9 protein-coding genes are annotated in these 14177 nt (G+C 62.3%); 6 read left to right on the top strand and 3 right to left on the bottom strand.

Annotated features, from left to right (window positions below; translation table 11 throughout):
- Nucleotides 1-7: 7 nt before the first annotated feature.
- From rpsU to gatB, 5 genes are all read left to right on the top strand, one after another.
- A complete protein-coding gene (rpsU, locus tag FAX90_RS12350) occupies nt 8-214 on the top strand; it encodes a 30S ribosomal protein S21 (protein ID WP_066766390.1) in 207 nt (68 codons plus the stop codon).
- Nucleotides 215-361: 147 nt separating this feature from the next.
- A complete protein-coding gene (locus tag FAX90_RS12345) occupies nt 362-898 on the top strand; it encodes an FKBP-type peptidyl-prolyl cis-trans isomerase (RefSeq protein WP_144097703.1) in 537 nt (178 codons plus the stop codon).
- Nucleotides 899-972: 74 nt separating this feature from the next.
- On the top strand, nt 973-1275 hold the full coding sequence (gene gatC, locus FAX90_RS12340) for an Asp-tRNA(Asn)/Glu-tRNA(Gln) amidotransferase subunit GatC (RefSeq protein WP_144097702.1): 303 nt from the start codon (nt 973-975) through the stop codon (nt 1273-1275).
- A complete protein-coding gene (gene gatA / locus FAX90_RS12335) occupies nt 1275-2762 on the top strand; it encodes an Asp-tRNA(Asn)/Glu-tRNA(Gln) amidotransferase subunit GatA (protein WP_144097701.1) in 1488 nt (495 codons plus the stop codon). The genes gatC and gatA overlap by 1 nt, the downstream gene beginning before the upstream one ends.
- Complete coding sequence (gatB, locus tag FAX90_RS12330) at nt 2762-4252, top strand: Asp-tRNA(Asn)/Glu-tRNA(Gln) amidotransferase subunit GatB (RefSeq protein ID WP_144097700.1); 1491 nt, start codon at nt 2762-2764, stop codon at nt 4250-4252. The genes gatA and gatB overlap by 1 nt, the downstream gene beginning before the upstream one ends.
- Nucleotides 4253-4334: 82 nt before the next feature.
- On the opposite strand, the gene FAX90_RS12325 is transcribed toward gatB, so the two are convergent.
- A complete protein-coding gene (locus FAX90_RS12325; protein WP_144097699.1) occupies nt 4335-4637 on the bottom strand; it encodes a hypothetical protein in 303 nt (100 codons plus the stop codon).
- 199 nt (nt 4638-4836) lie between these two features.
- Between FAX90_RS12325 and clpB the strand changes: the two genes are divergently transcribed.
- A complete protein-coding gene (gene clpB / locus FAX90_RS12320) occupies nt 4837-7416 on the top strand; it encodes an ATP-dependent chaperone ClpB (RefSeq protein WP_144097698.1) in 2580 nt (859 codons plus the stop codon).
- 79 nt (nt 7417-7495) lie between these two features.
- Here clpB and FAX90_RS12315 read toward each other — a convergent pair whose 3' ends face one another.
- Both FAX90_RS12315 and FAX90_RS12310 read right to left on the bottom strand, forming a co-directional pair.
- Nucleotides 7496-10654 (bottom strand): TonB-dependent receptor domain-containing protein, encoded by a 3159-nt coding sequence (locus FAX90_RS12315; protein WP_144097697.1) that lies wholly within the window; start codon nt 10652-10654, stop codon nt 7496-7498.
- A 307-nt stretch (nt 10655-10961) separates the two neighbouring features.
- Nucleotides 10962-13928 (bottom strand): TonB-dependent receptor plug domain-containing protein, encoded by a 2967-nt coding sequence (locus FAX90_RS12310; protein WP_144097696.1) that lies wholly within the window; start codon nt 13926-13928, stop codon nt 10962-10964.
- Nucleotides 13929-14177: the final 249 nt, after the last annotated feature.

Raw genomic sequence — 14177 nt, 5'->3', positions numbered from 1 at the left:
GCTTTTTATGCAGATCATGGTTCGCGATAACAATGTCGACCAGGCCCTCCGCGCTCTCAAGAAGAAGCTGCAGCGGGAAGGTGTGTATCGCGAAATGAAGCTGCGCCGCCACTACGAGAAGCCGAGCGAAAAGCGCGCCCGTGAAAAGGCCGCCGCCGTTCGCCGCGCTCGCAAGCTGGAGCGTAAGCGCATGGAACGCGACGGCGTTCGTTAAGAACGACCGTTGATGGCATTGCGGGCGCAAAGGCACTTGCCGCGCCCCTCTGCTTGAGCCAAAGGGGCGCCTGACACTCGTCGGGCGCCCTTTTGCTGTCCGGCACCTGCCTAACCGCCCGCGTCGGGCGAATCGAAGAGGACGATCATGGCCGAAGTCACCCGCGTTCCCCTGCAGCCGATCGGCAAGGGCATTCTGGGCAAGCTCTGGCTGGGCGTGATCGTCGCGATCCTGCTGGCCGCGGGCGCTGCCTGGGCCACCAGCTACGAAGGCGTCACCGTCGAAACCCTGTCGGCCGGCGAGGGGCCGAGCCCGGCGGTAGAGGACATCGTCCTCGTCAACTACGAAGGCCGCCTTGCCGACGGCACGGTTTTCGATTCGGGCGACCGCGTTCCCTTTCCGGTGAACGGCGTAGTCCCCGGCTTTACCGAAGCACTGACCAAGATGCAGAAGGGCGGCCGCTACGAGGTCTTCATTCCCGCACAGCTTGGCTATGGCGCGCAGGCGCGGGGCTCCATCCCGGCGAACAGCGACCTCTATTTCACGGTCGAACTGATCGACTTCCGCACCCAGGCGCAGCTGGAAGAGATGCAGCGCCAGATGCAGCAGATGGGCGGCATGCCCGGAATGCCTGGTGGTATGCCCGGCATGCCCGGTGCCCCCGAAGGCACCCCGGCCCAATAAATTTTTTGTGGGAGAGGGGCGAAGGCCCACTCTCCCGCTTGGCAAGGGCACAGGCGCGCGCTAACCCGCGCGCCATGTCTGTCGATAAAGCAACGGTCGCCAAGATCGCCTCGCTGGCGCGCATCAGTATGGATGACGCGGTGTGCGACGCGATGGTCCCTGAACTCAACCAGATCCTGGAGTGGGTGGAACAACTGGGTGAAGTCGACGTCACCGGCGTAGAGCCGATGACGGCGGTGATTCCCAACACGCTCCGCCTGCGAGACGATATCGTCGACGCCGACCCGCTGACCGGCGGCGGTGTGCGCGAAAAGGTTCTCGCCAATGCTCCCGCGCCGGAACATGGTTTCTTCGGCGTGCCCAAGGTGATCGAATAATGACCGAAATTACCGAACTCACCGTCGCCGCCATCCGCAAGGGTGTTGCAGGCGGCGACTTCACCGCCGTCGAAGTGGCCGAAGCGTTCAACGCCAATGTCGCCGCGGCCAGCCAGCTCAACGCCTTCATCGTCGCGACGCCCGAAAAGGCCGTCGAGGCCGCGCAGGCCGTCGATGCCAAGCGGGCCAAGGGCGAAGACCTGGGCAAGATGGGCGGCGTGCCGATTGGCATGAAGGACCTGTTCGCCACCAACGGCGTGCAGACCACGGCGGCCAGCCACATGCTTGAAGGCTTCGTGCCGCAGTACGAATCGACCGTGTCGCAGAAGCTGTGGGACGCGGGCGCAGGGATGCTGGGTAAGCTCAACCTTGACCAGTTCGCCATGGGTTCGTCGAACGAGACGAGCTATTTCGGGAACGTGATCAGCCCGTGGCGGCGCAAGGACGGCGGTAACGCCGATCTCGCCCCCGGTGGTTCGTCGGGCGGCTCGTCCTCTGCTGTTTCGGCGCGGCTGTGCCCGGCGGCGACAGGAACCGACACTGGCGGATCGATTCGCCAGCCTGCGGCCTTTACCGGCATTTCGGGCATCAAGCCGACTTATGGCCGCTGCTCGCGCTGGGGCGTGGTGGCTTTCGCCTCCTCGCTCGACCAGGCAGGTCCGATGGCGCGCGACGTCACCGACTGCGCGATCATGCTTGAGGCGATGGCAGGATTCGATCCCAAGGATTCGACTTCGCTGAACCTGCCGGTTCCCGAGTGGGAAGCGGGCCTCAACCCCGACATGAAGGGCAAGAAGGTCGGCATTCCGCGCGAATACCGGATGGACGGGATGGACCCCGAAATCCTGAAATCGTGGGACGACGGCATCGCGTGGCTGAAGGACGCGGGCGCAGAGGTGGTCGACATCTCTCTGCCGCATACGAAATACGCGCTTCCGGCCTATTACATCATCGCCCCGGCAGAGGCTTCTTCGAACCTCGCCCGCTATGACGGTGTGCGCTACGGCCTTCGCGACCTTCCCGAAGGGGCTGGGCTGCAGGACATGTATGCCGCCACCCGAGCCGACGGTTTCGGGCCAGAGGTCAAGCGCCGCATCATGATCGGCACTTACGTTTTGAGCGCCGGTTTCTACGACGCCTACTACAACCAGGCCCAGAAGGTTCGCGCGCTCATCGCCCGCGACTTCGAAAAGGCCTGGGCGCAGTGCGACGTGATCCTCGCGCCTACGTGCCCCAGCGCAGCCTTCGCGCTGGGCGACAAGACGAGCGATCCGCTGTCGATGTACCTGAACGACGTCTTCGCCGTGCCTGCCAGCCTCGCCGGTCTTCCGGCGATGAGCGTGCCCGCCGGCCTCAACAGCGAGGGCCTCCCCCTCGGCCTGCAGATCATCGGCAAGGCCTTCGACGAGCAGGGCGTGCTGAACGCAGGGCTCGCCATCGAACAGCGCGCCGGGTTCACGGCCAAGCCTGAAGCATGGTGGAAGTGATGAGCGAATATCGTATCCAGGGCGCAACGGGCGAGTGGGAGGTCGTGATCGGCCTCGAAGTCCACGCGCAGGTCACGTCGCAGGCCAAGCTGTTCAGCGGCGCCGCCACCGCATTCGGTGCCGAACCCAATACGCAGGTCAGCCTTGTCGACGCGGCAATGCCCGGCATGCTGCCGGTGCCCAACCGTGAATGTATCCGTCAGGCCGTGCGCACCGGCATGGCCATCGACGCGCAGATCAACAAGTGGAGCCGGTTCGACCGCAAGAACTACTTCTACGCCGATCTTCCGCAGGGCTACCAGATCAGCCAGCTCTACCACCCTCTGGTGGGTGAGGGGTATCTGGACATCGCGCCGGACGACAAGGATCCTGAAAACACCAAGCGCATCGGGGTGGAACGCATTCACGTCGAACAGGACGCGGGCAAGCTGATGCACGATCAGCATCCGACGATGTCCTATGTCGACCTGAACCGTTCGGGCGTCGCGCTGATGGAAATCGTGTCGAAGCCTGACATGCGCAGCCCGGCAGAAGCCGGTGCCTACGTGCGCAAGCTGCGTTCGATCCTGCGCTATGTCGGATCGTGCGACGGCAACATGGAGGAAGGCTCCATGCGCGCCGACGTGAACGTTTCGGTGCGAAAGCCGGGCGACGAATTCGGCACGCGTACCGAGACGAAGAACGTGAACTCGGTCCGCTTTGTCATGCAGGTCATCGAGTACGAGGCGAACCGCCAGGTCGACGTGATCGAAAACGGCGGCACGGTGGACCAGGAAACTCGCCTGTTCGACCCTGACACCGGCACGACGCGCACGATGCGTTCCAAGGAAGACGCGCACGACTATCGCTACTTCCCCGATCCGGACCTGCTGCCGCTGGAACTCGACGATGCCTTCATCGCCGAATGCCGCGACAGCTTGCCCGAACTGCCCGATGCCAAGCGTCATCGTTACGAAAACGGCCTTGGCCTCACTGCCTACAACGCGAACCAGCTGACGGCCGATGTCGACGTCTATCAGCGGTTCGAGGCGATCCTTGCCGCCACCGCCGAAAAGGTCGGCAAGGCGGAAAAGGACGTTGCCACTCAGGTCGCGAACTGGGTCCTGTCGGTCGCGCCCGGCGTGAAGAACGCGCTCGACGATGCGGACGAGGGCAACGATACGACCGCTGCCAATGCCGCGATCATCGCGCTGTCGGCGGCGGGCACCGTTTCGGGCGGTCAGGCCAAGGAAATCTACGAGATCGTCCTCAAGACCGGCCGCGAGCCCGACGAAATCGCCGAAACCGAGGGTCTGAAGCAGACCAGCGATACCGGTGCCATCGAAGCGGTGGTGGACGAGGTGCTCGCGAACAATGCCGACAAGGTCGAGGAATATCGCGGCGGCAAGGACAAGCTGTTCGGGTTCTTCGTCGGCCAGACGATGAAGGCGATGAAGGGCAAGGGCAATCCTGCCATCGTGAACGAAATCCTGAAGGCAAAGCTGGGCTGACACGCCGCCGCCTCTTCGGGCACGAAAAAGGGGCCGCAGGCATCGAACCTGCGGCCCCTTTTTTCATGGCCTGTGCAGGCGTTTAGCCGACGCGCGTGCCGGTCATCGTCATCGCGCCAAAGGCCGTAGTCATCTCGCCCGCGATGGCATCGCCCACGACGGTCGCCTTGCCGTCGATCGTCATCGGCATGGGGGCGGTCATGCTGACCTTGAAAGTCAGTTCGTTGCCGTCGATCACACCGTCCTCGACATCGATAGATCCCATCGGGCCGGTGAACTTGCCGGCAAACGTCTTGCCATCGTCACCCGGCACCACGCTGAACGTGCCCTTCTGGTCGCCCATCGGGGTCTTGGTCGTGACTTCGTAGGTTCCGCCTACCGACATTGCCTGTTCCTCTCGTTTTCGTGCTGCGTGGGTCTAACCCGCGCATTGTCCTGCATCAATTGCATTGCGCGGGCTTGATCCTATCTTTCGTGAACCGGGATGGCCGCGCACGGATGATAGGCAAGAAATTCATGCGCTAGGCTCTTGTGTTGTAAAATTGCAACACTATCTGGTGTCGGTACTCAGGGAAGGACCAGCGATGAATCTCGAAAAGTTCACAGATCGGGCGAAGGGTTTCCTGCAGGCCGCGCAGACCGTGGCGATCCGCATGAACCATCAACGCATTTCCCCCGATCACATTCTTAAGGCCCTGCTCGAAGACGGCGAGGGCATGGCATCGGGCCTGATCCAGCGCGCCGGGGGCAATCCCGCGCTCGCTCAGTCAGAGGTCGACAAGGCGCTTGCCAAGGTGCCCGCCGTTTCGGGCGGCGGGGCGCAGCAGACGCCGGGCCTCGACAATGACGCCGTGCGCGTCCTGGACCAGGCCGAACAGCTCGCGACGAAGTCGGGCGATGCCTATGTGACTGTCGAGCGGCTCTTGCTCGCGCTGACGCTGGCGACGACGACTTCGGCTGGGCAGGCGCTCAAGGCTGCAAACCTGACGCCGCAGGCGCTTGAAGCCGCCATCACCGAACTGCGCGGCGGCAAGAAGGCAGACAGTGCCAGTGCCGAGGAAAGCTACGACGCGATGCAGAAGTATGCCCGCGACCTGACCGAGGCTGCCCGCGAGGGCAAGCTCGACCCCGTCATCGGTCGTGACGAGGAAATCCGCCGCACGATCCAGATCCTGGCCCGCCGCACCAAGAACAATCCCGTCCTGATCGGCGAACCCGGCACCGGCAAGACCGCCATCGCCGAAGGGCTGGCGCTGCGTATCGCCAATGGCGACGTGCCCGACAGCCTGAAGGATCGCCAGCTGATGAGCCTCGATATGGGCGCGCTGATCGCGGGCGCGAAATATCGCGGCGAGTTCGAGGAACGGCTCAAGGCCGTGCTTGACGAGGTGAAGGGCGCAGAGGGGCACATCATCCTGTTCATCGACGAGATGCACACCCTGATCGGGGCGGGCGCATCCGAAGGCAGCATGGATGCGGGCAACCTGTTGAAGCCCGCGCTGGCCCGCGGCGAACTGCACTGTATCGGTGCCACCACGCTCGACGAATATCAGAAGTACGTGGAGAAGGACGCGGCGCTGCAACGCCGGTTCCAGCCCGTTTTCGTCGACGAACCGACGGTCGAGGACACGATCTCGATCTTGCGCGGGCTCAAGGAAAAGTACGAACTGCACCACGGCGTGCGCATTACCGACAGCGCGATCGTTGCCGCCGCGCAGCTTTCGAACCGCTATATCTCGGACCGTTTCCTGCCCGACAAGGCGATCGACCTCATGGACGAGGCGGCTTCGCGCATCCGCATGGAAGTGGAGTCGAAGCCCGAAGAGATCGAGAATCTCGACCGGCGCATCATCCAGCTCAAGATCGAGGAGCAGGCGCTTCAGAAGGAAAGCGATACCGCGTCCAAGGACCGGCTCGCCGCCCTGCGTGAAGAGCTTGCCAACCTGGAGCAGCAGTCGTCGGAACTGACGACCCGTTGGCAGAACGAGCGTGACAAGATCGCGGCGGAGAGCAAGGTCAAGGAAGAGCTGGATGCCGCGCGCATCGAGCTTGAACAGGCGCAGCGCGCAGGCGACCTCGCCAAGGCGGGCGAGCTTTCCTACGGCAAGATCCCGCAGCTGGAACGCCAGTTGGAAGAGGCGCAGGCCCATTCCGAAAATGCCATGCTGCGCGAGGAAGTGACCGAGGACGACATCGCCGCCGTCGTGTCAAAGTGGACCGGCGTGCCCGTCGACAAGATGATGCAAGGCGAGCGCGAAAAGCTCCTCAAGATGGAGGACGTGATCGGCAAGCGCGTCATCGGCCAGGAACAGGCCGTCGTCGCCGTGTCAAAGGCGGTGCGCCGTGCGCGGGCAGGGTTGCAGGACCCGAACCGGCCGCTGGGCAGCTTCCTGTTCCTAGGCCCCACGGGCGTCGGCAAGACCGAGCTGACCAAGGCGTTGGCCGAATTCCTGTTCGACGACGATAGCGCGATGGTGCGCATCGACATGAGCGAGTTCATGGAAAAGCACGCCGTGAGCCGCCTGATCGGCGCGCCTCCGGGCTATGTCGGCTATGACGAGGGCGGCGTGCTGACCGAAGCGGTCCGGCGCAGGCCCTATCAGGTCGTGCTGTTCGACGAGGTGGAGAAGGCGCACCAGGACGTGTTCAACGTGCTGCTGCAAGTGCTGGACGATGGCCGGTTGACCGACGGGCAGGGCCGCGTGGTCGATTTCTCGAACACGCTCATCATCCTGACCTCAAACCTGGGCAGCCAGTACCTGGCCAACCTGGAGGACGACCAGAAGGTCGAGGATGTCGAGCCGCAGGTCATGGAAGTCGTGCGCGCTCACTTCCGCCCCGAGTTCCTGAATCGTCTGGACGAGATCATCCTGTTCCACCGCCTTGCGGCCGAGCACATGGCCCCGATCGTGGAAATTCAGGTCGGCCGCGTGCAGAAGCTGCTGAAGGACCGCAAGATCGTGCTGGACCTGACGGATGCTGCGAAGAAGTGGCTGGGCCGTGTCGGCTACGATCCGGTCTACGGTGCAAGGCCGCTGAAGCGCGCTGTGCAGCGTTATCTGCAGGACCCGCTGGCCGAGATGCTGCTGGCTGGCGAGATTCCCGACGGCAGCATGGTAAAGATCGACGAAGGTGACGGCGCATTGGAAATGCAGGTCACCTGATTCCTGTCCATCACCCGCAATGGAAAAGGGCCCCGGTTTCCCGGGGCCCTTTCTTTTTGGCTTACCTGATCGGGAAGGATCAGAACCGCGCCCGTGCGCGAACGAACGCGCGGCGGCCGAGGTAATCGTAGTAGGAGCCCAGTGTCGGTGCCTGACCGATGTGGCTCATCGTGGAGAACACGCTCGACGAACGCGGCGGCGCGGTGTCGAAGATGTTGGCCACGCCCAGCGTCAGGTCGAAGTCGTCCGCGACATCGAGGCTGACCGAGGCATTGTGGTAGAACGTCGTTCCCAGCGTGTAGTCGGGGCAGACCGGACCGTTACGGAAGCTGCTTCTGGGGCAAAGCGTACCGTAAGTGTCGAGAACGTCCTGCTTGTCCGAGGTCTTGCCGATCACGTCGAGGCTGTACAGCAAGGTCACGGCCTCGCGGGCCCAGGACACCACGAAATCGCCGACCCACTTGGGATCGCCCACTTCGCCGTTGTCGTCGCTGATCGTGTTGTCGAACAGGCCGAACTTGTCCTCAAGCTGCCAGGTCATCTGCGCCAGCACGCCGATTTCACCCATGTTGCCCAAGTCCTGCGAGAACTGGAGCGTGACGTCGACGGCACGGTTACGCTGGCTGTCGATGTTGAGATACGGGTTACGGATCGTGAGGATGTTGTTGAACGACGTGCTGTTTGGATCGCTATCACGCACGAACTGGTCGCAAAGCGGGTCGTTCGGATAGAATTCCGAGTTGTAGCACGAGGCCACGATGTTCGCGGAGCCGAGCTGGGTGACTTCGCCGGTGACCTTGATGTCGATGTAGTCGATGGCAAGGCTGAAGTCCGAACCGCTCCACAGCTGCGGGGTTAGTACGGCCGATGCCGTCCATGCCCGCGAGGTTTCGGAATCGAGCACACCGATACCGCCGCCGGAGATGGTCTGCGCGCTCGACCCGACGCCGTTGTAGTCGGCCGGAACGCCCGCTGCGGCACAGTTGTCAGCCAGACGCTGCGTCACCGCACCGTTGGCCAGTGCCGTGCCGTAGCGGATGCAGGGGTCGATCGACAGCTGGTCCTGGAAACCGGTCTGGTCCTGCAGGAACTGTTCGAACAGGGCCGGGGTACGGAACGAGGTGCCGTAGGATCCGCGGAAACGCAGCCAGTCGTTGACCTGCCAGTTTGCGCCGATCTTGTAGGTGAAATCCTCGTCGCTGTCGCTGGCACCGTCCGACTTGCGCTTGGCATCGACGCGGGTGAAGCGGCCGGCAAGGTTGATCGTGAAGTCTTCCACGAACGGAACACCGCCGAAGATCGGCAGTTCAAGTTCGCCAAAAGCTTCGTAAGTGTCCGACTTACCCGCAGTGATCCCCGCGCTCGTCAGGCCGTAGTTCTGGCCGGAAAGCGTTGCCGGTCCGGGCGTATCGGTGATCTCGTCACGGCGATACTGAACGCCGACGCCGAGCTGCGCCATGCCGCCCGGCAGCTTGACCAGGTCGCCCGAGGTGAAGAACTCGGTGCTCCACTGGTCATAACGGGTCGTGCCGGTATCGCGGCCGAAGAGGAAGGCTTCTTCTTCGGGCGTGAAGTTGCCCGCCAGCGTGTCGGGGTTTGTGAGGTCGATATCGACGCAGGGCACGCCGCGATCCGCAGTGACCGTGCCTTCGCAAAGCTGCGTGCGATAGGGCAGCGTGTTGTAGGCGTCCGCAAAGATGATGTCGGACGTGTATTCGCCATCCGAACGGCTGAACTGGGTGTAGAAGTCCCAGTTCCAGTTCGGGATCATGCTGCCGTAATCGCCCCGGCCGCCAAGCACGCCGCGGTAATAATCGACCTCGATGTCCTGATCGAAGTTGTCGGTGACGATAACCGGCTGCAGCAGGACTTCGCCCGAGAATTCATCGTTCAGCGGATCGCCCGAGAAGAGTTGGTCGCTGTCACCGAAGAAGTACGGGAGGGCCGAAAAGCCGGTGTACTGAACGGGGAACAGCTGGCGATGCGAGTCCACGTGGGTCTTGCGCTTGTTGTACAGCCCTTCGCCATAGATCTCGATGTTGTCGGTGATCTCGAAGGCGCCGTTGGTGTAGAGCGTATAACGATCGGTCTTGGGAATGACCGAATCCTTCTGCTCTGCCTCGGGGTAGAGGTTGAGCAGACCGGTCGACGGCCCGTCGTAGTTGACGGGGTAGTAATTCGACGGAGCGCCGAACTGGAAGAACTGCGTCGCCGGGGACAGCGGGGGCAGGAATTCGCCGAGGCGATCGTTCCCGCCATCGGGCTGGATGATCTGGATCGCTTGACCACCCGGCGTAAAGAGGTTGCTCGGCGTCGGGATGCCGAACGCTCCGCCAACGGTACCGATGTAGTCGTAGGTGAAGATCAGGTTGCCGATCGTGCCGTTGCAGTACGGCTGGCCGGTGCGCGGATCGGTGATGTCGGCGCGTTCGCCCGCTTCGTTGACGATGTAGTCCTCGTCGCAGCCGAGGTACTTGCGGTCACGGCGTTCCAGTTCGTTGCGGCGATAGTAATCGCCCGCGAACATGATGTGGCCACGGTCGAAAATCTTGCCCCAGGCAAGGCTGGCCTGATACGATTCGCCGCCGCCGTCTTCGGTGGGCGAGGCGAAGAGCGATGCGTCGAAGCCGTCGAGGTCCTGGCGAGTCTTGATGTTGACCACGCCGGCGACCGCGTCCGAGCCATAGATCGACGAAGCGCCGGTCTTCAGGATTTCGACGTCCGAAATGATCGAGATCGGCAGGACGTTGAGGTCGAACGAGGAAACCGCGCCGCGCGTACCGGCAGGACCTGCACGGCGACCGTTCAGCAGGACGAGGGTGCGGTTCGCGCCAAGGCCGCGCAGCGACAGCGTCTGGGCGCCGACGCCGCCATCGGTGACGAAGTTGGACGAAAGCGTCGAGGTGATCTGGGTGGAACCGGCAGCCAGCGGCGAGTTCTGCAGCAGGTCGGCAGCATCGGCCTGACCCTTCTTGATACCCAGTTCGGGCGAGATGATCTGGATCGGATCGGGGCTGTTGAATTCAGTGCGGCGCAGGCGCGAACCGACAACGACAATGGCGCCATCCTCTTCGACGGCTTCAGGCGTAGTGACGCCCAGAATCTCTTCGATCTCTTCCTTGTTCTCCTCCGTCTGCGCGAATGCGGGGGTCGCGATCATCGACAGAGAAATGGCGGTAAAGCCGGTCAGTGCGGTCGTGGCGGACAAGGCGCGCCGCGCCATATCGTGCTTCAGCATGAAATTCGTTCCCTACGCTGCAGGGGCGTAGAATGCCCCAGTCCCAAAAGAGCGCTCACAAACCCGAGACTGTGAACGCGCCTTGTCTGCAGGTATTCCGATTCAATGCCCGCAATGCGAGGAACTAGTTACGTTGCAAACGATATTCCGTATCGATCGTGACCAATTCGCAACACGGCGCACAGATGTTAAGCGACTTGCTCTGCGTTGCAGGCTGGCGACTTTGACCACTCGCGCGCCTGCGTGACGCATAAGAAAAGGGCGGGGATCGCTCCCCGCCCTTTGCCGTTTTCCGGTTTGACCGAACTTACAGGGTGAACTTGGCACCTGCGTAGAACCGGCGACCCAGCGGATCGTAAGTACCGGTGTCGGTTTCCATACCCGTGGTGACGAGACCACCGGCATAGACGGGATCGTTGTCGAGGACGTTGTCGACGCCGACGAAGAACTCGTAGTTGTCGCCAGCGTGGAAGCGCGTCTGCAGGTCGAGATAGAACTCGTCGTGCCAACGGTAGTCTGAGTAACCTTCGTCACCCTTGCCAACGCCAGTCAGCTGATCGTCGAGGTAAGCCGGACCGTAATAGGTGCCGGTTGCCGCGAAAGTGATCTTGCCGAAGTCCAGGAAGGCCTGGGCCGTGAAGCGGTCCTTCGAAGCGCCCACTTCACCAGCGAAGTTGTCCTTGCTTTCCGGCTGAGCCGTCAGCGGGATCAGGTAGCCGTCAAGCAGGTGCGAGTAGGTCAGCGAGAAGTTCAGGCCCGCATCTTCGCCGATGAACGGCAGATCGGTGCGGTAACGGAACTTAACGTCGACGCCTTCGACCTTGTAACCGCCCGAGTTGGTCGGACCGGAGTTCACTTCGTCGAGCGAACCGGCCGAGTACGGACCCTGTGCGTTGGCACGGCGCGTGACGAACTGACAGAAGTCGGCCTGGCCGCTCTGATAGCACTGGTTCAGGATGAACTGGCGCGGGGTCAGAACGATCGCATCGCTGATCTTCACGTTGTAGTAGTCGACCTCGAGGCTCATGTTGCGGAGCGCATCGATGGAGACCGGGTTGATGACCACACCGGCGGTGAAGGTCTTGCCCTTTTCTTCGGAAAGATCCGGGTTACCACCGTCGAAACCAGTGACGCCCTGCACGTCCGAAGTGCCGTTCAGAGTGAACACGCCGCCATTGATGGCCGCGTTGTTCTGAACGCCGATGTCGGCGAAGCAGTTCTGGGCAAGAGCCGAACCGTTCTGGCTGACGCCCGAGCAGGGGTCGGTCAGGGTCGGGAAGGTCTGGCTGAGGCCCGAGTACAGTTCACTGATGTTCGGAGCGCGGACCGTTTCGGCGTACATGGCGCGGAAGCGCACGTCGCGAACCGGAGCGATCTCACCGCCAGCGTTCCAGCTGAAGGTGCCACCAACGGTGCTGTAGTCCGAGTAACGGGCTGCCGCACGAACCGAGGCATCATAGATGAAGCTGTCCTGCACCAGCGGGACCTTGATTTCACCGTAGATTTCCTTGACGTCGAACTGACCGCTCGTCGGGGGAAGGGCGTTACCTGCGTTCAGACCGCGCTGCGAAAGGACGTCCCAGATGTCGGACGACTTTTCCTTGCGGTATTCGACGCCGGCAGTGACCTGGACCGGATCGGCACCTTCGTAGAGCGAGAACAGATCGCCGCCAACGAATGCACCTGCCTGGATCTGGCTGACCTTCGCGTTGAAGGTCGTCGGAGCCGCGAGGTAGGCAAGCGAGTCGCCGGTGATCGAGTTCTGGCCGAACCAGTTGGTCGGAACACAGCCCTGTGCAACCGCGTCGGAATCGGCGCACATGAAGCCGCCGTTGCCATCGGGAACGATCTGGGCAGCAAGACGCGCGTTGGGCGTGTTGATCTGGCCATTGCCCAGCTGGGTCTGCTTGGTACGACCGTAGTTGAAGAACACTTCGTAGTTCCAGCGCGAAGCGAATTCGCCGTTGACGCCGGTAACGATGCGGAAGGTGTCACGATCGGCCGACGCAGCACGCGGACCGAAGTCGGTCAGACGCTTCGTGAAGTAAAGATCGCGCAGGCCGTCGCCGTTGGTGTCCGAAGAATCATTGTAGATCGCATCGGGCACGTAGGGGTTACGGAAGATCGTACCGTCCGGAAGATAGGTTTCGATCGGCATCTGGCCATCGCCCCAGATATCGTCCGAAGCCAGCGGGAACGGTTCGATATTCGAGCTCACGCTCGTCGAGGCGTAGGAGCCCTGGACGAAGACGTTGGCAGCGTCCGACAGTTCGTAGTTCGCGTTCAGCGAGAGCGAGAAACGTTCGGTCGGGGCAGCGAGGTAGCGGTAGAACGTGCGGTTAAAGCCCGTCGGGCCGACGCCGTCACCGATATCGGTCGAGCACGACGTGCCGTTGGTGCTCGTGCAGGGCTGCAGGATGCCGCGGGGCGCGTACGTGAACGCATAGTTGTCGGTGTAGTAGGTGCCGAACGGCGAGTAGCTCGAGTAGAACGGCTCGACAGGATCCTGGTATTCGCCACCGAAGTAGAGGGCCGAAAGGCTGTCGGTTTCGGAAGGACCGGCTTCGGTCTTGTGGTTGCGCAGGAAGGCTTCGCCTTCGTAGCTGTAACCGGCATAAACCGTGGCGTTACCGCGGCCGTCGGCGAAGTTTGCACCCATCAGCATGCCGAGGGTGTATTCTTCGGAGTCGCCCGCTTCGGTCAGACCAGCCGAACCTTCGAGCTGAACGCCTTGGAAGTCCTTCTTGAGGATGAAGTTCACGACACCGGCGACAGCGTCCGAACCATAAATTGCCGAACCCGAACCCGAGGTCAGGATGTCGACGCGTTCGATCAGCGCGGTCGGGATGGCGTTGAGGTCGACCGCGGATGAACCCGGAATACCCGAGACGAAGCGGCGACCGTCGACGAGGACCAGGGTGCGGTCAACACCGAGGTTGCGCAGGTCGATGGTCGAGATACCGGTCGTGCTGGTGTTGAACGAGGAGTTCGTACGCGACAGGGTCGGTGTACCGAAAACCGGGTTGCGGAGCAGCGTTTCCTGGATGTTCACCGCGCCGGTGGCTTCAATCGACTGCTCGTCGATCACCTGGACGGGAGCGACGGTTTCGAAATCCGTGCTCTGGATACGCGAACCGGTGACGACGATGGTGTTGCCCATCGGTTCAACGGACGCATCGTCCTGGGCGAAAGCAGGCGCAGCCATGGTTGTCAGCGAGATCGCCGACAGCGCGGTGCCCACAAGGGCGCGCTTCATGATCGTGCTAGTGTTCATTGTGAATGTAGTCCCTTCGCAATGTGTCCCGGCAAGTTAGTTGAGACCGGGATATGTACCCGACCGCGATTTGCTCGCGCGACGGGAATTGGGCCGACATCCATCATCGGCGGACCATTTGCAAAACCCGATAGTTGCAGATGGAACATTTCGCCGGTGGGTGTGGCGGTACGGCAACATCTCACGTGCGCTGGATATCTTGGCGTGTGAATCGGGCAATGCGCAACGGCCGTCGTCGCGGTTGTCTGT

This window comes from Croceicoccus sediminis (assembly GCF_007570835.1).
In the GTDB taxonomy this organism is placed as follows: Bacteria; Pseudomonadota; Alphaproteobacteria; order Sphingomonadales; family Sphingomonadaceae; genus Croceicoccus; species Croceicoccus sediminis.
The sequence above is the reverse complement of the archived record's forward strand: the minus strand, read 5'-3'. Positions and strand labels throughout refer to the sequence as shown.